At 39.8% G+C, this 24,771-nt stretch carries 25 protein-coding genes and 1 riboswitch; of the genes, 1 reads left to right on the top strand and 24 read right to left on the bottom strand.

Annotated elements, in window-relative coordinates:
- Positions 1 to 138: 138 nt before the first annotated feature.
- Positions 139 to 338, bottom strand: a riboswitch (cobalamin riboswitch).
- Positions 339 to 488: 150 nt separating this feature from the next.
- On the top strand, positions 489 to 1,121 hold the full coding sequence (locus tag UtA1_RS03945; RefSeq protein WP_096550107.1) for a LysE family translocator: 633 nt from the start codon (positions 489 to 491) through the stop codon (positions 1,119 to 1,121).
- Positions 1,122 to 1,350: 229 nt separating this feature from the next.
- Here UtA1_RS03945 and UtA1_RS03940 read toward each other — a convergent pair whose 3' ends face one another.
- From UtA1_RS03940 to UtA1_RS03825, 24 genes are all read right to left on the bottom strand, one after another.
- Positions 1,351 to 1,974, bottom strand: a complete 624-nt coding sequence (locus UtA1_RS03940; protein ID WP_096550106.1) for an ABC transporter ATP-binding protein — start codon at positions 1,972 to 1,974, stop codon at positions 1,351 to 1,353.
- On the bottom strand, positions 1,961 to 2,947 hold the full coding sequence (locus UtA1_RS03935) for an oligopeptide/dipeptide ABC transporter ATP-binding protein (protein WP_096550105.1): 987 nt from the start codon (positions 2,945 to 2,947) through the stop codon (positions 1,961 to 1,963). The genes UtA1_RS03940 and UtA1_RS03935 overlap by 14 nt, the downstream gene beginning before the upstream one ends.
- Positions 2,948 to 2,962: 15 nt before the next feature.
- On the bottom strand, positions 2,963 to 3,799 hold the full coding sequence (locus UtA1_RS03930) for an ABC transporter permease (RefSeq protein WP_096550104.1): 837 nt from the start codon (positions 3,797 to 3,799) through the stop codon (positions 2,963 to 2,965).
- The gene (locus UtA1_RS03925) at positions 3,796 to 4,647 is read right to left on the bottom strand and encodes an ABC transporter permease (protein WP_408647318.1); all 852 of its coding nucleotides are present in this window, start codon (positions 4,645 to 4,647) and stop codon (positions 3,796 to 3,798) included. Before UtA1_RS03925 ends, UtA1_RS03930 begins: the two co-directional genes overlap by 4 nt.
- Before the next feature lie 164 nt (positions 4,648 to 4,811).
- Positions 4,812 to 6,410, bottom strand: a complete 1,599-nt coding sequence (locus tag UtA1_RS03920) for an ABC transporter substrate-binding protein (RefSeq protein WP_096550103.1) — start codon at positions 6,408 to 6,410, stop codon at positions 4,812 to 4,814.
- A gap of 12 nt (positions 6,411 to 6,422) precedes the next feature.
- On the bottom strand, positions 6,423 to 8,408 hold the full coding sequence (hypF, locus tag UtA1_RS03915) for a carbamoyltransferase HypF (protein WP_172597820.1): 1,986 nt from the start codon (positions 8,406 to 8,408) through the stop codon (positions 6,423 to 6,425).
- A gap of 29 nt (positions 8,409 to 8,437) precedes the next feature.
- Entirely contained in the window at positions 8,438 to 9,463 is a 1,026-nt protein-coding gene (hypE, locus tag UtA1_RS03910) for a hydrogenase expression/formation protein HypE (RefSeq protein ID WP_096550101.1), read from the bottom strand.
- A gap of 30 nt (positions 9,464 to 9,493) precedes the next feature.
- On the bottom strand, positions 9,494 to 10,609 hold the full coding sequence (gene hypD, locus UtA1_RS03905; protein ID WP_232019894.1) for a hydrogenase formation protein HypD: 1,116 nt from the start codon (positions 10,607 to 10,609) through the stop codon (positions 9,494 to 9,496).
- Between the two features lie 23 nt (positions 10,610 to 10,632).
- Positions 10,633 to 10,896: a HypC/HybG/HupF family hydrogenase formation chaperone gene (locus UtA1_RS03900; protein WP_096550100.1), complete on the bottom strand. Its 264-nt coding sequence runs from the start codon at positions 10,894 to 10,896 to the stop codon at positions 10,633 to 10,635.
- Positions 10,865 to 11,770, bottom strand: coding sequence for a NifU family protein (locus UtA1_RS03895; protein ID WP_232019893.1), 906 nt, complete (start codon positions 11,768 to 11,770; stop codon positions 10,865 to 10,867). Before UtA1_RS03895 ends, UtA1_RS03900 begins: the two co-directional genes overlap by 32 nt.
- Before the next feature lie 5 nt (positions 11,771 to 11,775).
- Positions 11,776 to 12,150: a hypothetical protein gene (locus UtA1_RS03890; protein ID WP_096550099.1), complete on the bottom strand. Its 375-nt coding sequence runs from the start codon at positions 12,148 to 12,150 to the stop codon at positions 11,776 to 11,778.
- A gap of 12 nt (positions 12,151 to 12,162) precedes the next feature.
- Positions 12,163 to 13,374 carry a tetratricopeptide repeat protein gene (locus tag UtA1_RS03885; protein WP_096550098.1) on the bottom strand — a complete coding sequence of 404 codons (1,212 nt, stop codon included), beginning with the start codon at positions 13,372 to 13,374 and terminating at the stop codon, positions 12,163 to 12,165.
- A gap of 143 nt (positions 13,375 to 13,517) precedes the next feature.
- Complete coding sequence (locus tag UtA1_RS03880) at positions 13,518 to 13,805, bottom strand: hydrogenase maturation protease (protein WP_096550097.1); 288 nt, start codon at positions 13,803 to 13,805, stop codon at positions 13,518 to 13,520.
- Positions 13,786 to 14,262: a hydrogenase maturation protease gene (locus tag UtA1_RS03875; RefSeq protein WP_096550096.1), complete on the bottom strand. Its 477-nt coding sequence runs from the start codon at positions 14,260 to 14,262 to the stop codon at positions 13,786 to 13,788. The genes UtA1_RS03880 and UtA1_RS03875 overlap by 20 nt, the downstream gene beginning before the upstream one ends.
- 99 nt (positions 14,263 to 14,361) lie before the next feature.
- A complete protein-coding gene (locus UtA1_RS03870) occupies positions 14,362 to 15,966 on the bottom strand; it encodes a nickel-dependent hydrogenase large subunit (RefSeq protein ID WP_096550095.1) in 1,605 nt (534 codons plus the stop codon).
- Between the two features lie 37 nt (positions 15,967 to 16,003).
- The gene (locus UtA1_RS03865) at positions 16,004 to 16,975 is read right to left on the bottom strand and encodes a hydrogenase small subunit (protein ID WP_096550094.1); all 972 of its coding nucleotides are present in this window, start codon (positions 16,973 to 16,975) and stop codon (positions 16,004 to 16,006) included.
- Between the two features lie 7 nt (positions 16,976 to 16,982).
- Positions 16,983 to 17,675 (bottom strand): hydrogenase nickel incorporation protein HypB, encoded by a 693-nt coding sequence (hypB, locus tag UtA1_RS03860; protein WP_210730816.1) that lies wholly within the window; start codon positions 17,673 to 17,675, stop codon positions 16,983 to 16,985.
- A gap of 2 nt (positions 17,676 to 17,677) precedes the next feature.
- Entirely contained in the window at positions 17,678 to 18,022 is a 345-nt protein-coding gene (hypA, locus tag UtA1_RS03855; protein ID WP_096550093.1) for a hydrogenase maturation nickel metallochaperone HypA, read from the bottom strand.
- Entirely contained in the window at positions 18,015 to 18,533 is a 519-nt protein-coding gene (locus UtA1_RS03850) for a DUF1641 domain-containing protein (RefSeq protein ID WP_096550092.1), read from the bottom strand. The genes hypA and UtA1_RS03850 overlap by 8 nt, the downstream gene beginning before the upstream one ends.
- A gap of 384 nt (positions 18,534 to 18,917) precedes the next feature.
- Positions 18,918 to 20,042: an IS4 family transposase gene (locus UtA1_RS03845; protein WP_096550091.1), complete on the bottom strand. Its 1,125-nt coding sequence runs from the start codon at positions 20,040 to 20,042 to the stop codon at positions 18,918 to 18,920.
- A 326-nt stretch (positions 20,043 to 20,368) separates the two neighbouring features.
- A complete protein-coding gene (gene prpB, locus UtA1_RS03840) occupies positions 20,369 to 21,277 on the bottom strand; it encodes a methylisocitrate lyase (RefSeq protein ID WP_096550090.1) in 909 nt (302 codons plus the stop codon).
- A 13-nt stretch (positions 21,278 to 21,290) separates the two neighbouring features.
- Positions 21,291 to 22,718: a bifunctional 2-methylcitrate dehydratase/aconitate hydratase gene (locus UtA1_RS03835; RefSeq protein WP_096550089.1), complete on the bottom strand. Its 1,428-nt coding sequence runs from the start codon at positions 22,716 to 22,718 to the stop codon at positions 21,291 to 21,293.
- 23 nt (positions 22,719 to 22,741) lie between these two features.
- Entirely contained in the window at positions 22,742 to 24,268 is a 1,527-nt protein-coding gene (locus UtA1_RS03830; protein WP_096550088.1) for a tripartite tricarboxylate transporter permease, read from the bottom strand.
- Positions 24,269 to 24,283: 15 nt separating this feature from the next.
- Complete coding sequence (locus UtA1_RS03825; RefSeq protein ID WP_096550087.1) at positions 24,284 to 24,766, bottom strand: tripartite tricarboxylate transporter TctB family protein; 483 nt, start codon at positions 24,764 to 24,766, stop codon at positions 24,284 to 24,286.
- Positions 24,767 to 24,771 lie beyond the last annotated feature (5 nt).

Raw genomic sequence — 24,771 nt, 5'->3', positions numbered from 1 at the left:
CCTTTTATAAAAAATAAAAAACGCTTCCCCCTCTTGGAAAGCGTTGTAAAGGCAGATATGTATACTCTAACCATATGCATAATGACACATATACATTCAATTGGTATCTGCTCTTTAAACATCCCTTTCCTCGAAGGATGTTTAAAATACAAATAGGCAGGTCTCCTGACTTACGGGTCATCGGTTTGTTACTCCTTCCCATGTTCAACAACACAGTGGATAATTGCAACTACCTACCCGATTACAGTGGCGGGACCGTGTTGGATTTTCACCAACTTCCCTCTTAGTCTTAAATGTAATGAATTTACATTTAAGAAACCTATTTGTTTGTTATTCAATTATTTGTTCTAGTGCCATTATAGTAGAATAACCGTACCTTGTAAAATAAATGTTTTTTATCTTGCTTCTGGCCATTGAAAAAAACACTAATACTGAATACAATTTAACAATAAATATTCTGAAATTTCGTGTTCGAAAGGAATGAAATGATGGAAAACTTTTTTCTATTTGTTTTGATGTGTGTTTTGTTAATCCTTTTACCTGGCCCTGATTTTGCCATCGTCACTAAAAACACTGTTACTCGTGGCAAATTTGGCGGAATGAAAACTGCTTTAGGTACTTGTTGTGCCCTGCTAATTCACACTACTGCCGCGATATTAGGATTATCTGCGCTCATTGTAAAATCAGCCTTTTTATTTTCTATTTTTAAGTATGTTGGAGCCATTTACTTAATTTATCTTGGAATTAAAACTTTTTGGTCTTTGAGAAAAAAGAAAGATGAAGTAGAGGTAGAATTTGTGCAAGAAGGTACATTGAGTAATACATCTTGTTTCAAACAAGGATTTTTAACTAATATATTAAACCCTAAAGTTGCACTATTTTTCTTAACCTTCTTCCCTCAATTTGTAAATACTAGTAGCGATACATTTATGCCGTTCCTTATTATGGGAATTACTTATACCATTCTTACGGCCCTGTGGTTCGTTTTCTATATTTATTTAATCGATCATATTAGTGCATTTATAAAAAATGCTCGCACTCAAAAAGTTATTGAAGGAATTACTGGTGCCATCTTGATTGGTTTTGGTTTAAGACTTGCCCTTGAAAAAGCAAACCCATAATAATTGAGGGGCTGTCCAGAAAGTCGAACACTTTCTGAACAGCCTTACTTCTTATAGTAATATTCTCTAAAAACTTTCCCTGCGGTGGTTACAAAACGCGCCTCCCCGTCGCAATTTATCTGCGGCGAAAGCATATGCGACAGCCGCAATTTATCTGCGGCGAAAGCATATGCGACAGCCGCAATTTATCTGCGGCGAAAGCATATGCGACAGCCGCAAAGGGGGCGTCTCAAAATGACTTTTCAGACGCCCCCTTTAATTGATTAAAATCAATGATGCGATCGCTAATTCGTTCCAGCAAGGAAATGTGGTGACTGATGGCCAATACTCCGATATTCCGCTCTTTTACAAGCCGAATGAGGGCATGCCAAATTTGCGCTTGGGTAATGGCATCAAACATGCTGGTGATTTCATCTGCAATAATGTACCGAGTATCAGGATGAAAGGCGCGGGCAATGCAAAACCTTTGCAGCTCGCCGCCAGAAAGCTCATGAGCCCTGCGATTGAGCCACTCCTCTTTAATGCCAAGGATAGAGAGGATTTCTTGATCCAACTTTTTTGCTTCCTCAAAAATTTTGGAAAGCTTCCATTTAGGATTGATAGCCTGTTCAGGATGCTGCCAAATCAATTGCACTGGGTACACTTCCGAAAAATTGCTCTTTTCACCATCCACTAGAACTTCCCCTTCCATAGGAGAAAGATAGTTTGCCATAATTTTCGCTAGGGTTGTTTTTCCCGATCCGCTTTTACCGTATATGCCGACAATTTCTCCCCGTTCAATGGATAAATGGATGTTTCGAAACAGCCAACTTGAACGATTGTAATAAAAACCAATATTTTTACATTCCAGCATAGAAGCACCTAACCATTTCGTCTTGGCCAATCTCTTTTAATAACGGCTTTTCCATATTGCATTTTGTCGTTGCTTTCGGACATTGCTTTGCAAAAGAACAACCGGTCAGTTTTTCCGTGGCGGAAGGCTGCGAGCTATCAATGGCAATAAACCCGTTTTGCGGCAATGCATTCCACAATGCCCTGGAATAGGGGTGACGGAACTTCCCGCCTTTTTTCAAATGTTTTTTGTCAACCACTTCAACGGTTTCCCCCGCATAGAACACGGATATTTTATCGGCTACTTTCATTGCCGCTTCTAAATCATGGGTAATCATGATTACTCCCCTGTTGTCCTTTGCCAACATTTTTATTTGGAATAACATTTCATCTAATGATTCATAATCCAGTCCATTCGTTGGTTCATCCGCAATGATTAACTTCGCTTCACTCGCCAACGCCATGGCAATAAAAATTTTTCGAATCATCCCTCCTGAACATGCGGAAGGAATTTGATCATAAACATCTGGGTCCAGTCCTACCTTTTGGAAAATTTGCTTCACCGCTTTTTGATGATTGTTTTGTTTCATTAACGTCTTTACTTGTTTTCCAACTTTCATTAAAGGGTCTAAGGCATTGGTCATTTGAGGAATCAACAGAATATCATTGCCCCGAAGCCGTTTTCTTCGTTTCTCCGTCAACAGTTCGTTTTCGTATTTTATCATCCCATCAACAATTGAATTCTTCGGATGAATTCCTAAAATGGCGTCCGCTAACAAACTTTTGCCTGACCCACTGGCACCTACAATTGCCACTACTTCTCCATGATGAATCTTTAAATGAAAGTCTCGAATAACATATAAACGTTCCCTTGTCCATCCTTTGCCAAATCGTTCAATGGTGAGGGATAAATTTTTTACTTCCAGCAAAAGATCGTTTTGTATTTTCTCTATTTCTTCCTGTATTTCATGATTCAATTCATAAACAATATGCATGAATGAAATCCTTTCTTAATTCGGATTCAACAGTTTTCTTAAGTTATTGCCCAACGCATCAAATATCACGACCATCCCAATCAATGAAAGACCAGGAAAAACAACAAGCCACCACATGCCCATCGTTAAATATTTCATCGCCTCTGATAATATTATGCCGATAGCGGGCTGTTCCGGCGATAATCCAAACCCTAAGAAAGTAATGGCGGATTCATGCAATATGGCATGTGGAAACAGTAAGATAAAGCCAACAAACAATTGGGACGCTAGCTGCGGCAAGTAGTGATGCCGGATTATCCACATGCGGGATTTTCCTAACTTCCTAGATACGTGTACATATTCCGCTGATTTGATTTGCAAGATTTCCGCGCGCAACACCCGCGTCAGCGAAGGCCAATGGGTAAATGCAATCCCAATCACAATGCCTTTTACCCCTCCGCCTAACACAAAGGCAATTAAAATTAAAGCAACGAGATGGGGAATGCTTAAAAACAAATCGATGAGCATTGTTACAAGCGAATCAAAAAATTTATTGATCGATGATAGCAAGCTTAATGTCAATGCAATAGCAGTACTTATGACCGCTGCGAATAATCCAACCTTCCAACTTAAATGCAGCCCCGAAAGCGTTCGAAAAAACATATCACGCCCTAGCCAATCTGTTCCAAAAGGATGTTCCAGGGAAGGGCTCAGATTCTTTTCAACCATATTTGCTTCGATCTGTTCTTCCCCAATCCAAAAACCACTTAGGGCAACTAGCAAAAAGAGGCATACAAGTCCAATGATTTTCCAAAAAACTCGTCTTTTGTAGTTTGTATTATCAAAATCAATAGAAAGAAACTGATTTTTCATATCGTTTCACCATTTTTTATCCGCAGATCAATGAAGTAATACAATAAATCTGCTAATAGGTTGCCAATAAAGACAAACAATGCACTAAACGCAACGATTCCCAGTAAGAGAGGAACATCGCTATTTAACCCTGCTTGAACAATGGCTTGCCCTAAACCAGGATAAGTAAACACTTGTTCCGCTAAAATTACTCCTCCAAACAATTCTCCGAATGAGGCAAAGTGCACAGAAATGGCAGGGAATAACGTATTTCGCAAACCATGTCTGGCAAAAAGCCGGAAACCTTCTTCCCCCTTTGCCCGGGCAAATCGGATAAATTCACTCTCGAGAACGTCCATCACTTTTTGCCTTGTATGCAAAGTGATATTGGAAACGCCAATAATACTTAATGTCAATGCAGGGAGAATGATATGTTTTAACCGGTCCCATACCGTCACTTCTTCAGCTAACATTCCAATGGGCATGCTTAAACCAATAGGAAACCAACCAAGCCACAAGGAAAAGACAATTAATAATAATATGCCTATCCAAAAGGCAGGTGTTGAAGCGAGGATGAAACAAAAGGATTTAATGGCTTTATCTATCATCGTTCCTTTATTCATCCCTGCAATGACACCTAATGCATAACCAAAAATGCCAGAGACTATCCATGAAATTGCCATTAATGCAAAAGAGGCCAGAAATCTTTCTTGTATTACGGCGATTACCTCTTGCCTGTATAAGAGGGAAGTGCCCAAATCCCCATGCAAAAACATATTCAACCAATTAAGAAATTGCTGTGTTTTTGATTCATTGACTCCGAAATATTCAGCAAGTCGTTCCTTTTGCTCTTCGCTGACCACCATCATCTCCGCCCCGAGATAGGATTGGATGGGATCGACAGGCGAGAAGCTGACGAGTATGAAAGAGAACAAGACAACGGCAAATAGCAATATGGCAAATTTCAATGTGCGCAATAGAATAAATTTTCCTATATTCAAGAGTTGCAATGCCCTCTACCTTCTTTCCATACTCACTCTTCCCATGTCCAATCTGCAATAAATTCCGTTATCGGCCATCCGTGTCCATGGGGTTGTATCTTCTGTTCGCCTATATTCAAATGTTCATTCACAAAATATAAGTGCTGAAGATTCACCAACCAAACCCATGGAGCATCGCCCAAAGCAGAAAAGCCCGTTTCTCCATCCCATTGGGCTTTTTTCCAATATTCATTAGCTTCCTCCGGCGTTATAGCATGAATAGCCTGGTCCATATATTGGTCGACTTTTTTGTTCGAATAATAGTTAGCATTGGAATAGCCTTGGCCACGGTATTTGCTATGGTACAGGTGGTAAATTTCAATCGGGTCATGGCTTCCCCATCCCATAACGACTGGCGTTGAATGCATAACTTCCTCGATTTCGCTCCAGCTTTTGCCTTCCGTGTTGACCTCAATGCCGATTTCTTTGGCCATTTGTTTAAATGCAATGGCCAACGATTGGCGCGTTTGGTCACTGGCGGGATATACCAATGTAAAACTTGCCTTCTCTCCGTCTTTTTCAAAAATTCCATCCGCGTTTTTCCGCCATCCGGCATCCATTAAAATTTGTTCTGCCGCTTCTATATCCCCATCTTCAAAAACGGTCTCTTCATTCCACCATGGCAGTTTGTCCGCTACCGAAAAAGCAGGAGTGCCGAATCCTTCAAGAACATCTTCCACTAGCTTGTCCCTGTCAATGCCGATATTCAGCGCTTTTCGAATGGCCAGATCCGATGTAACCTCATGCCCAATTTCAATTCCTTTTTCAGCATCGTATCCCGGTTTTACGAAAGGCAGCATAATCCCCCGGTTATCTACACTATCCAAGGCGATTAACTTCATTCCAGAAATGGATTCTTTCGCTAAGTTTGGCGGAACGGATACAATATCCACCTGTCCCGCTTTTGCCGCTAAAAATGCGGCATCCTGGGATAAAAAGAGGAATGTTAATTTCTTAAAAGGAGATTTTTTTCCGTAATAATAAGGATTCTCCTCGACAATCAGCTGCTGCCCTTTATCCCATTGCACTAACTTATATGGTCCAGAGCCAATTGGATTTTCCCGATAGTTTTCAGAATAGGCATGTTTCGGCACAATTCCTAGCATTGTTAATGTGTATAAAAAGGTCGATTGGGGTCTTTCTAAAACAAATTTCACTGTTTGGGCATCAAGTTTTTCAATCTTTTTTAAGTTTTGTAAGTCCACCACTGATTGGCTGTTTTTGGCCGTTTCAAAGGTAAATATCACATCCTCGATTGTCAGCGGCTCACCGTCGGAAAACTTCACATCATCGCGAATTTTTACAGTCCACTCCAATCCATCTTCACTCACGCTATAGTCCACGGCCAAATCCGGCTGCACATTGAAATTTCGGTCCAGTGTAAGCAAGGTGCTTTGAAACAATGGGGAACCGTACCGCCCCCATCCAGTCGTTGGATCAAATCCATCGGTCGGTTCTGAGCCGATTGCCAATACTAAACTATCTTTTTTCTTGTCTGTTTCTGAGTCAGAAGCTTGGGATGCGCATGCAACCAGCAGGAAACATGCGAAAATCAGCACTGATAAAAGTAGGAATCGATTATTAACCTTCATAGTGCTCACCTTTTATTCAATGATTGTTGCTGAAAGAATGGCTGCTTGTCCCAAACTGATGCAGTTATCGCCCAATGGAACTTCATCATCATATAAAATTTCAATCTTTGAACCTTCCAATAAATCGAAAATGTCGGAAACCAGCAGACTATTATGGAACACCCCGCCGGACAATACGGCGTAATTCGTATCATATTCTTCACAAAGGGACTGAATCACATCCACAACCGCCTGGGCCAAACTGCGATGGAATCCCCTTGCAATCACTGATGGCGATTGGCCTTTCAGCTTTGATTGAATCATTTCTTCAAATAATGGGCGATAGTCTAATTCTTCACCCGTCCAAGGGAATGTGTAGACTTCTTCCACTTTGGATTGGCTGGCCAAATACTCCAATGCTATAGCCGCTTCCCCCTCAAAAGAGTTGTCCAAATGGAAACCTAGTAATGCCGCCACCGCATCATATAACCTGCCTACAGACGTTGTCGGAAATGTCCGAATATTGTTTTCCTTAATTTTCAGCGCTTTCGGGAACGGATCCGGAAGCTGCAGCCGATCAAACAAGTCTTTGTCAAAATCCCCAATAAATCCAGCTAATGCTTGAAGCGGATATGTTGCTGCGGCATCTCCGCCAATTAAAGATGCTTTTCTTAAATGGCCGCGTCGTGCGAAGCCTTCTTGTACGCTTCCAACAAAGATTTCACCGCCCCAAATTTCTCCATCTTCACCAAATCCAGCACCGTCAAAAACAATGCCAACAACCCGTTCGGACAGTTTATTTTTCACCGCCAATATGGAGGCAAGATGGGCTTTATGATGTTGCACAGCGACATGTTGACAGCCTTCCAATGTTTGGGCGAATTTCGTTGTAAAGTATTCCGGATGTAAATCATAACCGATAATGGTTTCGCTCAAGTCCACCCCATGGATGGCCAAATAATCCTTCACTGTCCGTTCAAACTTCAACTGTGTGCCATATTTCGTCATGTCGCCAAGATGGTGGCTCATAACGACTTTCTGGTCTTTTACCAGTGTAATGGTGCTCTTTAAATCTGCGCCGACCGTTAAAATCGGGCGGGAAGAAGGCAACGCGATATCCAGCAAGTTGTTATAGCCCCTGGATCTTCTGAAAGGCACCGCTCCGAGTTTCGTCACTTTCAATACCGTGTCGTCAACGCTCCGCTCGATTTCACGTTCACCGATCAAAGCCGCACATTGGAAATCTTCCATCAATCCCGTTAATTGGTCATCTTTATGAATCGTCGGTTCTCCGGGATAGTTGGCGCTCGTCATCACGATGTAACGCGGCGCGCCAAAGTGGAACAAAAGATGCTGCAATCCTGTATAAGGCACCATGAGGCCGATGTCTGTATTGTTCGGCGCAACGATGGAGCTCAATTCTTCATTCTTTGATTTGGCAAGCAAAATTGGACGTCTTTTCGATAGTAAAATCTCTTCTTCCTTTTCAGATAAATGAACAATTTCTTTTGCTGCCTCCAAATCTTTTACCATGATGGCAAAGGCTTTTCGTGGGCGGCCCAATTTATTTCTCATGACTTGAACCGCTTTGCCATTAAAGGCATCACATACTAAATGGTAGCCGCCATTGTTTTTCACAAGAAGGGTTTCCCCGGCATTCAACAGTTCGGCTACCCGCCGGAACATCTCTTCACCTTCAACACGTTGTCCATTTTCAAACAGATAATAGTTTGGACCGCATTGCGGACAGCAGTTTAATTCCGCATGATATCGGCGGTTCTGCGGATTTTCATATTCCTCTTTGCAGGATGGGCACATTTCCCAATCCGCCATGGTTGTATTTTGGCGTTCAAATGGGACATTTTTCATTAACGCATATCTTGGTCCGCAATTAGGGCAGCCGATATATGGATATAAATAACGTTTACTTTCCGGGTCAAACAATTCTTTTAAACAATCATCGCAAATAGCAGTATCAGGTAAAAAAGTATAGGTCATTGTACGATATGGCGTTGTCATTTTTATTCCTCTCTTTCTAGGAAAGATTGCTAACATATCCGTGGGAGCGGATCACCGACTAACATATCAATCGCACGCGTTCCTCCATAGGAAGAGCGGGAAAGGACAATATGGCGGTCGCTTTCAAACACTTCTCCAATGATGGCTGCCTGTTCTCCACCTGGAACTTGTTGAATGGCTTTTAATGCGGTATCGGCATATTCCTCACTAACAACAGCAATGAATTGTCCTTCGTTTGCTATATGCATAGGATCAAGACCTAGTATTTCACAAGCGCCGCGAACTTCTGGATTCACTAGGATGGCTTCTTCTTCAAGCATGATTGCCACTTTTGCATCTCTTGCTAGTTCATTTAAAGCCGTCGCCATTCCTCCACGGGTTGGATCTCGCATCCATTTTAATCCCGGTGCTGCAGCATCAATCAGTTTCGAAACAAAGGGCCAAACTGCACGGGTATCTGTTTTGATATTTGCCTCTAAGTCAAGTTCTCCCCGGGCAAAGAGAATGGTGATGCCATGATCTCCAATAGGCCCTGAGAGAATGATTTTGTCTCCTTGCTTCACCCTGCCTGCTGATAAATTGACTCTTGAATCCACCAAACCAATGCCTGCTGTTGTAATAAACAGCTTGTCCGCTTTTTGATGTTCGACCACTTTTGTATCGCCGCCTACAATGGCCACATTTGCTTTTTCCGCCGCTTCATGCATGGCTTTTATTTCAGCTTCCAATATTTCTGTTTCCAGACCTGCTTCGATGATGAAAGTTGTCACAATTGCCAGTGGTTTCGCACCGCCCATTGCAAGATCATTTACCGTTCCATTGATTGCTAGCTCACCAATGGAACCTCCTGGAAATCTCAATGGATTCACTACAAAACTATCTGCTGTAAAAGCAATTTGGGCTTGATCGATTTGGACATAGGCCGCATCATTTAATTCACTAACATTTAAATATGGCGCTAATAGTCCCTCAATTAACCTCCTGCTTGCCTTCCCGCCGGCTCCATGGGCTAGTTGAATGGTTGGTTCTCTAAATGCGATTTTCTCTTTCAGCATGGCAACGACTCCTTTTTCCTTGATAAAATGTTATAAGCTCATGGTTGAATAGAGATGATTGTAATAAGTTGCACACGCCCCTTCAGAAGAAACCATGAGAGCGCCGACAGGATTGTCTGGCGTGCATACTTTTCCAAACAATTTGCATTGATTTGGCTTGAGCATTCCTTTTAACACCTCGCCGCATTGGGCATCTTTATTTTCTTCAATCGTGATTTTTTCAACATTAAATTGCACTTCTGCGTCCCATTTAGAAAATTCTGGCTTTAGCTTCAATGCAGAATTTTGAATCGCTCCTAATCCGCGCCATTCGAATGCTGGACGGTCTTCAAACACTTGATTCATGATTTCGAGCGCAGAAACATTGCCTCCTTCCATCACAACCCGCTTATATTGAATTTCCACTTTGGATTCCCCGTTTTTCAATTGTTTGATTAACATTAAAATGGACTGTAATAAATCCAACGGTTCAAATCCAGAAATCACAACCGGCTTCTTATATTCTTTTGCAATAGTTTCATAAGGGTGGGCGCCAATGACGACTGATGCATGCCCCGGTCCTATAAAACCATCAATCCTCATATTAGGCTGATCTAAGATGGATTTTAAAACAGGTACGATTTTTACATGGTTGGAATAGACGAAAAAGTTGTCGATATCCAATTCTTTTGCCTTTAACACCGTAATGGCCGTAGAAGGCGCCGTCGTTTCAAAACCGATTGCGAATAATATTACTTTTTTATCTGGATTTTTCATGGCAATGTTTAATGCATCAAGAGGGGAATAAATCATCCGCACATCTGTACCCATCGCTTTGTAGTTTAAAGGCGAGCCTTTTTTTCCGGGCACTCGCATCACATCCCCAAAAGCTGTAAAAATCACATCCGAATTTTTGGATGCAATCTCCAATCCTTCATCCACACGACCTGGAGGAAGAACACAAACAGGACAACCTGGTCCATGTATAAACTCAATATTTTTCGGCAATAATTCTTGTAAACCGAAATGGAAAATGGAATAGGTATGCCCCCCGCATGCTTCCATAATACGGAAATGGTCATCCGGCTCGATGATTCGCTCAATTTCATCTAAAGTTTTTCGGATGAGTTCAGGATTGCGAAATTCATCCACAAATCGCATTTTCATGTTTATCCCCCAATCATACCCACTTATTCAAATTGATAGCCTTTCACTTCTGCTAATGCTTCCTGTTCTTCTCCAATTTCCGCTAACAGCTGTAATTGCTCTTTCGCTTGTTCTTCACTAATTTTATTCATTGCAAAACCGACGTGGATTAACACCCAGTCATCTACTTGCACATTTTCGTGTTTGATTAAACTGATGTTGACTTTACGTCTAACACCTGAAACATCAATCATCGCCAAATTGTCATCCAAAAGCTCAATGATTTTTCCTGGAATCGCTAAGCACATCTACAATCCCCCCATTCCCGGTTCTAATCCACACTTTTTGATTTTCTATTCGGACAGGAAACGGTTCTAATTGAATATATGGGACAGTTATACATTCCCCATTGGTTAAGTCAAAGCGAAACGTTTCGTCATGCCCGATTAAAAACATATTTCCTTCTTGCTCAACTGCCTCTTGTGTAAAAGGGGTTCCTTTATGAGGGCATCGATTTCGGTAAGCCATTACTTTGTTATCAATAATAATGAGCAACACATCTATGCCATCAATCGTGATGTAATAGGGTTTATTCTCTTGAAGCTCTTTGATATTTGGCCCTTCTCTCCAACCTGATTCTAATAAGCTCCTCTCGTCCACTTGTTGATGAAATGGCATAAAGCCCGGAGATAACTCGTTCACCATCTCAACTCTTTCAATTTCCGGAACCCGAGTTTTGATGACTTCTTCCACTCCACTTTTTAATGTCACCGCCGATAAGGAACACCCCGAACAAGCTCCTTGCATTCGTACATAGACCACATTGTCTTCTATTTTCTCTAATTCAATATTGCCGCCGTGGGAGTTTAAATAAGGCCGAATCTCTTCCATAACCGCTGCGACTTTTGTATATAAGTTTTGTTTAATAATTCCATGCAATAAAAGCATCGTATAGACAGAAGGGTCTTCAATCGCCTCCATCATCAACCTTTTTCCTTCATCCGTTGAGCGCACAATTTTGACTAGCTTTCTTAGGGCATCTTCATGAAAAGCTTCAATGGCTTTTTTTAACTCCATGATTTTTTTCAGTTGATAGTCCGTAAAATCCATGTCCCGTATCTCTCTTAAAATTTGATCGATCCGCCCTGTCAAATCCTCTACACTTCTCGATGGTGTTTTCAAAAGGTTCACCCCCCAAAAGCTACATGCTGTTCAAGCAATTCCTCTGCCTTTTGTTTTAACAGCTCCCCAAACACTTCTTTTGCCATCTTCTTGATAATTTCTTCCACCGTTAACGCTTGTTGAGGCAATAATTCTAAGTTATAACGCCTTTTTGATAATGCTTGCAAGATAAAACAAGAACCAGCAGTATTATCAAGTAAAAATTCCTCAAAAAAAGCATTGATGAATTTATCCAGCCATATCCCGTTGCCATAAGGGTCTGTACGCAGCAGGCGCAAAGCTTTTTCTGCACCTTCCGACCGTTGAACGGCCCGCTCTACCAATCGCTCTGTTGCTATTTGCAGCAATGTATTAAAATATTGTTTTTCATAATCGCTCACTAGCTTCCCCCGCTACTGTTTGGAAAGTTCTTCTTGTTTCATCCTGATTTCCTGCAACATATCCTCCACAACTTTTGCAGATTCCTTATCACCAAGCTCTTTAAAAATTTGTTTTGCTTCGGTTAGTTTTGGAACCGCGCTGGAGAACGCGCCCAGATGAGAGAGGGCTGTACCTTGATTTGCGACAAGCCGTGCATAGCCATGAGGATCTGTTTCCTTCCTGCGCACTTTTAACACATCTTCATAAAGCGCCACAGCTTCCCATAAGTTATCTTCAATGTGGGAAGACTTAGCATATTGCAATGCATTGGCTAAATTAATTGTTGCACTGCACCATAAATCCCTATGGCTCTCTTTATCCAGATAACGCAATGCTTCCCGAAGAGACTGAATCGCCATTGCATTTTTTAATTGATAATTATGGGCATTGGGCGGCATCGCTATATAAGACAAAGCTAAATTCATATGAATCATGGCGTAGTTTTCAGGATATTGATCTTTCCTGAACGTTTTTAATGCTTTGTTATAGCATTTGATGGATTCCTGATAATAGGTTTTATTGCCATCTGCTAATTCCTGATAAGCTGTTCCTAGCTGAAAAGTCAATTCTGCACGCATATCTTCAAAAGGCGATTGTTCGATTAGTTTTAATGCTGTTTTATATAACTCAATTAACTGCTTGTCTACCATTCCTAATGATTGTTTCGTTGAAGCCGCTTCACTTAGCAGCCTTGCTGAAAAAATCGGTGAAATATCCTGGACAGCTTGAGCAGCTTCTTCTAATAGTTCAATTCCTTTTATCCAGTTGTTCTGTTGAAAAGCATCATACGCATGGGTTGCTAAAATGAAAGCGCGAATTTCGCCAACTGTTTTGTCATCATAGCAGGGAGGTTCTTGTTTCATATTGAAACGCCAGGCAACTGCATCTAAAAGCAAAAGCAAATCTTCTTCCAACATGGATTTTGCTTTTTCGTAATATTCTTTCTCTGGATATAAAATAAATCGATTAAAATGGCTTTCCGGTGTTTCAGGCAATAACTCCTCTACTCTCTCAACCGGTTCTCCTTCAATTGCAGCTAAAAAAAATTGCCATTCTTTCGGACAAGGTTTTGGCATAAAACCTTGCAGTAAAGAAGGCATAATGGTATCCGCATGATCAATGGGAGGCAATAAAAAGAATCCTGCTGTACCTGGAAATACACCAATTGGCTGACGTTTTAACATTTTGACACTCCCCTTCCATCCAATCCACTACAAAATTTCGCTTATCAATAAGTGGGGGGATCTCGGGTATTCCCGTTCCAATGACGGGAAATTGTCCGAGCATACCCTCAAAGATTTTCTATGCCAAAAAACATCGGGCAATCTTACGTTATATAAAGTGGTATCCGAAGCGCCAATGCTTCTTCATCCCACTGGACGTCACGCATACCATAGTCCACATCTTCCGGCAAAAGTTCGGAAAGCAATACAGAACGGTCTCCTTTGGCATTGCGATATTTTAAAATTAACCCGCCAGCTCCTACATAATTCACTGGCATGATCAGCAGTTCTTTTCCTTTCAAAAGGGCGATCACTGCCCCAGTCGTAAAATACTGTTGTGCAATTTCTGCAGGGATATGTAAATAGCCACTCTCAGTTATTTGACACTTCAATTTCTTCACCTGATACTTTCCGAATGATTTTTTTGGCTAGTTTGTTTACACTTTCATCCACTGCTGGCGAAAGCCCCGTACCGTAAGATAAATCCTGAACTTCAATTAAATAGACCGTTACTTTTTTTGGAAAGTCATTTTTCAAAAGCCATTTTCCCATGGCAATGGCATGATTCCAGCGAAAATCATGCAAGTTGATATTCTCTAACGGCGTTTCCTCCACTTCCTCACCGGGTATTTCAAACACCGTCCCCGGTTCAGCTCCTGTTGTGCAAGCATCAATAATGATCAATTCTTCAGCTTTTCCGATTTGGAATACAACATCCATTCCCGCCGTTCCTCCATCCGCTAAGCGCACATGCGAAGGAACACCTAAATCCCATAATTTTCGTATTAAAATCGGACCAGCTCCATCGTCTTTTCGAATCAAATTACCGCAGCCTATAATTGTAATCATGCTGTCCCCCATTAATGATTACTTTTATGAATAAATTAGAGGGCTTATGAGAAAAGTGCCCTCTAATAGTTTTGTTTGCATTTAATGCATCTCTAACTTTTAAAAATTCGTTACACGATACTTTGCTAATTGTTTATTCGTTTTTGCATCATATGCATGGACTGTACATACAAGGCAAGAGTCGTAGCCTTGTGCAATATGTGCCAGCTCGATCGGATCTTCCGGATTTTTAATTGGTGTGCCGATCAATGCCGTTTCGATTGGTCCTCTTTGGCCAAAGCGGTCACGTGGTCCAATATTCCATGCAGTCGGTGTAATAATTTGATACTTTTCAATTTTTCCGTCCTTCACTTGAATCCAATCGGCTAAAAATCCTCGCGCTGCTTCCGTTGCTCCAAAACCTCTTCCTTCAATTAATTCGCCTGGTTTTATGTAGAATTTCTCATTCAAGTCAATTTGCTTTAACCAATTTTGTACATAACGAATATATTTTGGTGCTTCATGGAATCGAGCTAACACGCGAACCATCACGCTTGGTCCAATTTCTTTTACAATGTTGTAAATCAATGGATCATAATCTTGCCAATCTTCCGCGCCTTCCCGAGCAACCATCAATTGTCTTGCAAGCGGTCCAACTTCTAACGGCGTCTCTTCTCCGTTATCCAATAAATAGCGTGGAGCTTTTGCAAACGTATATTTTCCTTGTTTTAGCCCTTCTTCTGGATCAAGTGGATTTGTAAATCCTTCAAATGGATGGTATGAACCCGTTCCTTCATAGAAGGAATGTGTGTGATCTTCGCGAACTCGGGCTTGGTCAAAATCATAGAAATTCTCACCATCGTATACACCAGAACGGGCAATCAATGCACTATTTCTTGATTCAATTGTTGGATGCATAAATTTCTCAGGATGCGGGAAACTTCCAGCAGCCAAATATTTGCCTGGTCCAGCTCCATATTTATCTAATCCGATTTCTTGGCTGTAACGAATAAACAATCCTAAATCGGATTCATAATGCTCTTCTTTTTCTTCCAACCACTCAAGCACATCGGACCAAGTTTTGTTTTGGAGCCATCTTTCCATTGAACAGCCAAGTAAAACATCTTCCAGCCAATTTTTCCGGAAATATTCCAAAATGGAGATGGAACGTGTCACATCTGATAAAGTTGGAGCACACATAACCCCACCAGGAATCATAAAGCTGGAATGTGGCCATTGCCCTCCAAATATTGCATAAATTTCCACCGGCTTTGCTGAAAGAATGACTCCTTTTTCATAGTTCACTCCAACAAACGGTGCCCATCTTCTCGTTACCTCTTCATATAAGGAAGAAGATTGATAGTTTTTATGCGTTAACCCAATGGCAAACAATGCGTAGAACCATCGTGGAATACTTTGAAGTGTTTCCACCGCTTGTGCGATATTTCTTATCAAAGTGGCATTTGGTGGCACTTCAGTATGAAATGCCGTATCCAACGCATAGGCAGATTTTGTCAAGTGGCTTCCGCCGCAAATTCCGCAAATTCTTGGCGTCATGATGAGGCCAGCTTGAGGGTCTTTTCCAATTAATATTTTTTCGAATCCCCTAAACATTGTCGCTTCTGTCCAAGCATCTACCACCACACCATCTTCAATTTTTACTTTGACGTCTAAATCCCCTTCTACACGACCTAACGAAGGTACCTTAATTGTTTGCTGTGCCAAATTCTCCCCTCCTTAATTTTTACAACCCTTCCAATTATCACGGTACAAACATATCTTCTTTTGCCCATTTAGGCGCTACTGTGCGCGCGATGGCAGCATGCGTTGAATAGCTTAGTGAATCCATACCTGTAGGCACTTCTTTTGGAATTGTTCCCAAGATTTTTTGCGTTTTAAATACAGTTCCCGGCGCAAGATCAAAGAATGGGAATTGCGGCTCTGTACATCCGATGCACGGCATGCCTGCTCTTGTCTTAGAAGATTGTCGGTTCCATAAAATGCGGTTACAAGATGAATGAGTCATTGGACCGCGGCAGCCTTGTTCGTAAAAGAGGCAGCCTTTTCTCGTTCCTTGACCAAACTCTTCCACCGGTTCTTTATATTCATAATATTGAACGCGTGTACAGCCGGTTTGCGTAAAGGTTTTAAAAAATGTTTCAGGGCGGTGATATTCATCCAGTGTAATATCAGAAGTTCTGCCCGTTGCAATCGCTACAAGTATTTGCGTTACCCAGTCCGGATGGGCAGGGCAGCCTGGAATGTTGATTACCGGCAAACCTGCTTTGGAACGGAACTCTGATGTTAAAAAGCCGCCTGGTTTATCTTTAAAGAATTGCAATCCCGTTGATTCGGATGGATTCGGGCTTGTTGCTGGAATTCCACCCCAACATGCACAATCACCAATAGCCACAACAAATTTGGCTTTATGGGCTAAATCATAAATCCAATCTTTTTTAGGGCGTTCAAATAACGTATCGAAGCGGCCTGTTCCATTCGGACCTTGAATGACGGTGCCTTCCACTACTAAAATGTCTAATTCCGTACGTTCTTCAATGATGTCGTCTAAAATTTCTTTCACCTGGTTTCCAAATTCCATTGAAACTGAATGATGATAAAGAATATTGATGCCAAAGTCCGTTACTAAATCAATCACGGTAGGTTCATCTGCATTTAAAAAGGATTGTGTGTTTCCATTGCAGGCTCCTCCATGAATCCAAAAGACATTTACCATTACCTCTTCACACCTCCATTTTTTTAAAAGCTTTCATTTTTTCTTCTATTAAGAAATCAATCCATTGATCAATTCCCATATCTTTTTTTGCTGATACTTCAAAAACTTTCATATTCGGTCTAGATTGATAGATGGATTGATAAAATGATTCTTTATTAAAATCCACCGCTTCTAGCAAATCTATTTTTGTAAGAATGGCAATGTCGGCGCTGTTGACGATTGTCGGATATTTTTCGGGTTTATCTTCGCCTTCCGTTGTAGAGAATAAGACAACCCGTAAATTTTCACCTAAGTCATAACTGGAAGGGCAAACTAAATTTCCAACATTTTCAATAAATAAAAAATCCAGCTGATTTAGATCCCAATTTTTTATGGAATCTTCGATCATTTGGGCTTCCAGATGACAAACTGTTCCTGTTGTTATTTGTTTTACTTTTGCTCCGCTTTGTTCTAGGCGATGGGCATCATTCTCTGTTGCCAAATCTCCTACTAAAGCTGCCACATTAAATTTTTGGCTAAGCCGTGCCAATACTTCCGTCAGCAATGTTGTTTTTCCGGAACCAGGGCTTGAAACTATATTGACAACGTAAACTTGCTTTTCTTGGAAGCGCTTTCTTAATTCTCGAGCTAAAATATCATTTTTCTTCAACACATTCTCTCTTATTTTAACGATGCGAGGCTGCTCAATAGCTTGGCTCAATATTAACCACCTACTAGTTCATATAATTCGATTTCTTTTCCCTCTAAAATCTGATCCGTTCCAATGCTGCATTTCGGGCATTTGACTGGAACTGGCTTCTTTAGCACATACTCTTTTTCACATTGTGGACAATAGATTTTTAATGGAATTTCATCAATAATTAAGCGGGCTCCTTCAATGATGGTTCCTTCTGTTGCAATATCAAAAGAAAACTCCAATGCTTCTTTGACTACACCAGAAAATACCCCTAACTTTAAGCGAAGGGCTTCCACTTTTTTTAAATGATTTTGTTCTGCAGTCTCTACTGCTAATTGCACTAGACTATATGCAATAGACAGTTCATGCATTCTTAAGCTCCTTTGAAAATATTTTTGCGAAGTTCAAAACAAAATGGATAGCAGGTTGTATTTCTGGATTTGTCAGTTCTTTCAACAATACAAAAATGCCGGAGCTGCCTGAAACATTGTAATTTTCTTTGGAAGCAGCTTCTGATACAGAACTGCATAAATTGCTTACTAATTTAAGCGTTCTTTCATTCAGTAATGTTTCTTCAATTTTCTTGAATTCTTCAGTGTTAATTAGATTTTGAATACGCATTAAAGTATCGACGCTTTTTTTCAAATTACTAATGAAATTGTTTTTTGGTAATTCCTCTCGCAAAGCCAAAATTAACCTGTTAATAGAATCCGCCATCTCTGGACTGCGGGAAATAAATTGCTCAATGACGCTAAACAATTCGTTAAATTTTTCCAGATTATCAAGCAGGGTAATTAATTGGGCAATGGTCTCTGGCTCTGACAGCTTATTCATTAAAACAGCTTCACTATTCATTGTTACCACATTGTTTTGGCTGCTCAATTTTCCACCTCCTCTTTTGCTAGCTTATGAATCTATGAAAAAAATTTAATTGAACACACGTTTTTTTCAAAATAACCTTTTTGGAGAACCGAATTCATATTAATATAAAGAATTGAAATAATCTTCTGAAAATTAAATTTAACTAATACATAACATAATCTCCTTATTTTTGTCAAATGTATTTTTTCCTAAAGTTTCCTAAAATATTTTGTTTTTTAAATATTATTTCTAATTTCAATCACTACCGTCGCATAAATGATGTCTGAATTTTCAGTTTTATTTTTTCTGGACTTTAGAGAAAAAACGAAAACACCTAAGCGAGGGTAGTAAACATCCATTTTTTTACTATAACCTATGACTTGTGCAACAACGACTGGCAAACCTTTATGGGACGCCGTTTCCTTCGATTTTTCGTAACCAAATGTGAGCGGATTTCCACAAAGAAGCCTTCAAATAGCGACTAATTTGTAAGTAACTCCGTTCGCTATTCGTGTTCAACTGAGCTAAAACATTCAGACAGTACACTATCATGGCTACGTACACTTGATTATGTACAGCTTGTTCACTGTGACCAAAAAACTTTTTAATGTTCAGATGTTGTTTCATCCATTTGAAAAAAAGTTCGATTGCCCAACGTGATTGGTAGATTTCTGCAATTTCATCTGCGTCAATGTCAAACCGATTTGTCAGTAAATGAAGCTCATTTCCTTTTGTATCATGCAATTTGAGTAAGCGAAACACGTTTTCAGAACGATTTTGTGGTGTTCCAATGACAACCATTTCATCAGAGAATACGGGTGAATCTTCTGGTAACGAAAAGGATTCTAACACTCGGACAACAGCGTTTTTACGCAAACGGGTCACAAAGAAATAGCCATCTTCCGTCATTTGATCAAAGCGCCCATAATCCAAGTAACCACGATCAAACACGTACATGCATTCTTTGTCATCCACGAATACTTCTAGTTGACCACGATCATGTTCGTTGGCATTCGTGAGTACGGCTTTATCTGGATAGGAGAGTCCTTTTTCCATAAAAACAAGTCGTAAGTGAAGCTTTACTCCTGATTTTGTTTTTCGAAACTCTGCCCACTGATGATTGGTCAAATTAAGCGGTAATGTACTCGAATCAATGATTTTCAAAGGCGTTGTCACTTTTCTTCTTGTTTGGAAATTGGTTTTCCGGTGAATTTGTGCCACTAAATCGAGAAAAATCGTTTGAAAGAACTCAGTTGGGATGGTATTGATTCGTCTCCCTAACTGTGAAAAACTAATCGATTCCAATCCCGTTGCTCGTTGTAATTCTTCTAAAAAGACAGCGTCACTCAACGCCCGTAAACTCTCGGTTTCATGGAGTTGGGCATACAAAAGCAGTTTCATAAATGAAGCCATATAAAGCTTCTTGGTATAGTGATTTAATTGATGTGTTTTCACTAGGTCGTCAAATAATGGACGATTAATCGGTGAAAACCATTGTTCAAATGATGTTTTTCGTGTAGACTTATCCATAGTTTCGTCCTTTGTATTGGATTTGGATGGTTTACTACCACCCAACCATTATAAAGGATTTTTTTGTGTTCAGATTATATTTCAGAAAATTCGGTTTATTTGAAGGTGTTAAATTATTTTAATGCGACGCTAGTGAATTTCAATATATATATCTAGAATATCTAGAGGCTTATTCATGCATATAGAGGTTATAGAAAAACACTGTTTTCTTCTTTTAGCCAAGTTTTTGAACAAATAAAAAAACCTGCGAATTATACAAGTTGTACAATTCACAGGCTTCATCTTATTTGAACTTCTTTCTAAAACACACCAAATTTTTCTATCTCTTATTGTTTATCGGAAAGAATAGTTTTTGAGATGGTTTGGTCCAATTCTTCAAATTTATAGTAAGATATTGTCTCGTAAAGTTCACTGCGCAATTGCATATTGTTTAGAGCATCAATCTGTGTTCCCGTATTTTTTATCAATTTAAATACATTTTCATAGGCTTTTGCAGCAACTCTTAAAGATGTTACAGGATAAATAACCATACTATATCCCATATTTTTAAATTGTTCGGCTGTATAATATGGCGTCCTTCCAAATTCAGTCATGTTTGCTAATAACGGAACTTTAATAGTTTCTTTAAATTTTATAAAATCCTTTTTGTCTTCTAGCGCTTCTGGAAAAATTGCATCTGCACCTGCTTCTATATATAATTCAGCGCGTTTCACAGCTGAATCCAAGCCTTCTACAGCAAAAGCGTCCGTTCTCGCAACAATATACAATGATGGTGCCACTTTTTTAATTGTATGAATTTTTTGCGCCATTTCTTCTGCTGTAACTAGCTTTTTGCCATTTAAATGGCCGCATTTTTTTGGCAAGTCTTGATCTTCAATTTGAATTGCGGCTACGCCTGCTTCTACCATTTCAACAGCGGTTCTAGCTACGTTTAATATCCCGCCAAACCCTGTATCGATATCTACAAGTAAAGGCAATTGAGTAGCACGAATAATTTCTTTTGCGCGATTTACTACTTCATCTAATGTAACGATTCCTAAATCAGGCAATCCTTTTGAAGCAGTTAATGCTGCTCCGGAAAGATACAGAGCTTTAAAACCTACTTGTTTAGCAATTAGCCCTGCCATTGCATCATGTGCACCAGGAATTTGCAAAATACTTTCCTGAATCACTAATTCTTTAAAATTCTCGTAAAGTTGTTGTTGGGTTAAGGGCTGATCAATAATCCAAGGCATATTGTCCCCCCAATTAGATGAATAGTTCCACAAATTCAGGTACTGTCAAGTTCATTAATTTCTCTTTATTGATGCATTTCTCTTCAATTTCAGCAAGTTGTTTTGGGCTGAATCTAGTTGCCACGTTTTGCATGAATTTTTTGTCCACTAGCGGATATGCTTCATTTCTTCTAAATCTATGGCCAATTGGATATTCACATTCCATTTCGATATAAGTGCCATCTTTAAAGAATACTTTGACTGCATTTGCAATGGAACGTTTTTCAGGATCTAAATAATCCTTTGAATATTGCTCGTTTTCCACTGTATACATTTTTGCACGCAATGCATCAATACGAGGATCAGCTGCAGTCTCATCTTCATAATGATCGGCCGTGATATCACCATAAAGTAACCCGATTGCTGTAATGTATTGGATGCAGTGATCTCTGTCAGCAGGGTTGTTCAATGGCCCTTCCTTATCAATAATACGAATAGCTGATTCTTGGGTTGTAATTTGAATTTTCTCTATTTCATCTAAGCGGTTGATCACTTCTTTGTGTAATTTAACTGCACATTCAGCTGCTGTTTGTCCATGGAATTCTGCTGGATATAATTTAAATAGTACGTTTTCCATTACATATGAACCTAAAGGTTGGGCTAATTTTAATGGTTTTCCTTTAAGAACTACATCTTCAAATCCCCAAGTTTTTGTTGAAAGGGCTGTTCTGTAACCCATTTCTCCTTTTACAGCCATCATCGCAAGCCGAACAGCTCTGCTTGTTGCATCCCCTGCGGCCCAAGATTTTCGAGAACCTGTATTTGGTGCATGGCGATAAGTTCTTAAACTTGCTCCATCAATCCAAGCATTGGATAATGCATTGATGACTTCTTCTTTTGTCCCTCCAAGAGCTTTTGTTATGACAGCGGTTGAAGCTACTTTAACAAAATGAACATGGTCAATACCTACGCGGTTTAAACTGTTTTCAATCGCTAAAACCCCTTGAATTTCATGGGCTTTAATCATCATTTCCAAAACATCTTTTATCGTTAAAGGCGCTTTTCCTTTTGAAATGTTTACATTGCTTATATAATCCGCTACTGCTAAAATACCTCCCAAGTTGTCAGAAGGATGGCCCCATTCAGCTGCCAGCCATGTGTCATTGTAATCTAGCCATCTTATGATTGTTCCGATATTAAATGCAGCAGTAACCGGATCTAATACGTAAGGGGTACCTGGTACACGAGCTCCATTTGGAACAATTGTACCTGGCACGATTGGCCCCAACAATTTTGTACATTCCGGATATTGCAAAGCAAGAATGCCGCAGCCGATTGTATCAATTAAAATATAACTGGCCGTTTTGAAAGCCTCTTCACTTGTAATTTCATAATCCATGACATAATCTGCTATTTCTTCTAATAGACGATCTGTCCCCTTAATTTCGTTTGTTTTTACCATGCTCATTTCCCCATCCTTATTTATTATCCTTCATCGCTAATCACTACATTTTTACCGCGCATTTTTAATAGCAATGGTATAAAAATCCATAAAAGCGCAATAATTAAAAATGCTAATGAAAATGGTTCTTTTATGAAGACGCTATAATCCCCGTTTGAGATTGTAAGTGCTCTCCGCATATTGCTCTCCATCATTGGCCCTAAAATCAATGCCAAAACCAGCGGGGCAACTGGAAAATCATTTTTTGACAAAAGGTAGCCCAAAATCCCGCAAACAAGCAATAATATCAAATCAAAAGTTGTATACTGAACCGCATATACACCAAAAATTGAAATAGCAATGATAATAGGCAATAAATATTTCTTTGGTGTATCAATAATTTTGGCGAATACTTTTACTAACGGCAAATTTAAAATAAGAAGCATGACATTGCCAATAAACATACTGGCAATTAAGCCCCAAACCACATTTGGTTTTTCTTCAAATAATAGGGGGCCTGGCTGCACGTTATACATAATCAGCGCACCCATTAATATAGCTGTAGTACCGGATCCTGGAATGCCTAATGTTAATAGAGGAATCATTGCTCCACCAGAAGCTGCATTATTTGCTGACTCTGGCGCAGCCACTCCCGCAATATACCCTTTTCCTAATTTGTCTCGTTTTTTATTCACTTTCTTTTCCAGGGAATAGGCAAAAAACGAAGATAACGTTGCTCCTGCACCTGGAAGTACGCCTAATAAAAATCCTAAAATCGAACCCCGCGCAATAGGAGCTGCACTATCCTTCATTTCTTCTTTCGTCGGGATAATTCGATTGATTTTGGAAATTTCCTCTTGTTTATAATCTTTTTCCAAAATAGTTTTAAATACCTCACCTAATGCAAATAATCCTACTGCTACAGTTAAAAACTCTATTCCGCTGTATAGTACGGACTGGTTATATGTAAATCTTGCAACCCCAGTCACCACATCAATTCCGATAGTTCCTAAAAATAAACCTGCGCATGTCATAATTAACGCTTTCGTAATGGATTTCCCTGCTAAACCGCTTACAGCAGCCAATCCTAATACCATAAGAGAAAAATAGTCTGCTGGGCTAAAGTCTATGGCTAATTTAGATAATGGTTCTGCTAGTAAAATCAATCCAATTAACGCCACTATGCCGGCTATAAATGAACCAATTGCTGCTATAGCCAATGCACTTCCTGCCCGTCCTTGTTGTGCCATTTGGTATCCATCTAGCGTCGTCACAACTGAAGATGATTCACCAGGTGTATTCAGCAAAATGGAAGTAGTGGAGCCACCATACATTGCACCATAATATACACCCGCTAAAAGGATGATTGAACTTGTAGCAGCACTTTCTAGCGGCATCCCAGAAGTGAGCGTAGCTGTTACGGGGATGAGTAAGGCAACACCACTCATTGGGCCGATGCCAGGCAAAACCCCTACTAATGTACCGATGATGACTCCAAGAAGCGCAAACAAGATGTTGTACCATGATAGAGCTACAGTAAATCCGTCAATTAAATAATTTATTGTATCCATCTATATACCCCCCTTTTAAAATGGCAAGCCAGGGAGATTACCGCCCAAGATTTTAACAAAGCCTACGTAAATAGTTCCTGTAAATAATGCTGCTACAATAAACGAAGTAATCCATTTTGATCTTTCAAGGGTTTGAAATGCGACAAATAAAAACAGAAATGTTGTAATGACATAACCAATTTTTTCAAGAAACAAAATATATAAGAATGTAGAAATGATAATGATGAAAAAGACTTTTTTATTGGATTGGCTTTCCTCATCATTTGATTCCTTCTCGGTTTCTTTCTCAATGATTTTATAAGTCTTTTTAAATTTGATAGTTTCTATAAACAAAACAACACTAAGCACCATTAAGGCAATGCCTATCACCGCGGGAAAAACACCTGGTCCAATTGCAGTGTCCAAAGTACTTTGCGAAATTTTTCTCGACTCCAAAAATATAAATAAACCAAGGATGAAAAAGACTAAGCTGCTGATTTTATCGAATTTTAAATTCACTCAGG

This window comes from Ureibacillus thermosphaericus, from assembly GCF_002370195.2.
Classification (GTDB): Bacteria; Bacillota; Bacilli; order Bacillales_A; family Planococcaceae; genus Ureibacillus; species Ureibacillus thermosphaericus.
The sequence above is the reverse complement of the archived record's forward strand: the minus strand, read 5'-3'. Positions and strand labels throughout refer to the sequence as shown.

Coding starts and splice junctions, on each gene's coding strand:
- UtA1_RS03945 (WP_096550107.1), top strand. CDS start 489: ATGGAAAACTTTTTTCTATTTGTTTTGATGTGTGTTTTGTTAATCCTT.
- UtA1_RS03940 (WP_096550106.1), bottom strand. CDS start 1,974: ATGCTGGAATGTAAAAATATTGGTTTTTATTACAATCGTTCAAGTTGG.
- UtA1_RS03935 (WP_096550105.1), bottom strand. CDS start 2,947: ATGCATATTGTTTATGAATTGAATCATGAAATACAGGAAGAAATAGAG.
- UtA1_RS03930 (WP_096550104.1), bottom strand. CDS start 3,799: ATGAAAAATCAGTTTCTTTCTATTGATTTTGATAATACAAACTACAAA.
- UtA1_RS03925 (WP_408647318.1), bottom strand. CDS start 4,647: ATGATGGTGGTCAGCGAAGAGCAAAAGGAACGACTTGCTGAATATTTC.
- UtA1_RS03920 (WP_096550103.1), bottom strand. CDS start 6,410: ATGAAGGTTAATAATCGATTCCTACTTTTATCAGTGCTGATTTTCGCA.
- hypF (WP_172597820.1), bottom strand. CDS start 8,408: ATGACAACGCCATATCGTACAATGACCTATACTTTTTTACCTGATACT.
- hypE (WP_096550101.1), bottom strand. CDS start 9,463: ATGCTGAAAGAGAAAATCGCATTTAGAGAACCAACCATTCAACTAGCC.
- hypD (WP_232019894.1), bottom strand. CDS start 10,609: ATGAAAATGCGATTTGTGGATGAATTTCGCAATCCTGAACTCATCCGA.
- UtA1_RS03900 (WP_096550100.1), bottom strand. CDS start 10,896: ATGTGCTTAGCGATTCCAGGAAAAATCATTGAGCTTTTGGATGACAAT.
- UtA1_RS03885 (WP_096550098.1), bottom strand. CDS start 13,374: ATGTTAAAACGTCAGCCAATTGGTGTATTTCCAGGTACAGCAGGATTC.
- UtA1_RS03875 (WP_096550096.1), bottom strand. CDS start 14,262: ATGATTACAATTATAGGCTGCGGTAATTTGATTCGAAAAGACGATGGA.
- UtA1_RS03865 (WP_096550094.1), bottom strand. CDS start 16,975: ATGGTAAATGTCTTTTGGATTCATGGAGGAGCCTGCAATGGAAACACA.
- hypA (WP_096550093.1), bottom strand. CDS start 18,022: ATGCATGAACTGTCTATTGCATATAGTCTAGTGCAATTAGCAGTAGAG.
- UtA1_RS03845 (WP_096550091.1), bottom strand. CDS start 20,042: ATGGATAAGTCTACACGAAAAACATCATTTGAACAATGGTTTTCACCG.
- prpB (WP_096550090.1), bottom strand. CDS start 21,277: ATGCCTTGGATTATTGATCAGCCCTTAACCCAACAACAACTTTACGAG.
- UtA1_RS03835 (WP_096550089.1), bottom strand. CDS start 22,718: ATGGTAAAAACAAACGAAATTAAGGGGACAGATCGTCTATTAGAAGAA.
- UtA1_RS03830 (WP_096550088.1), bottom strand. CDS start 24,268: ATGGATACAATAAATTATTTAATTGACGGATTTACTGTAGCTCTATCA.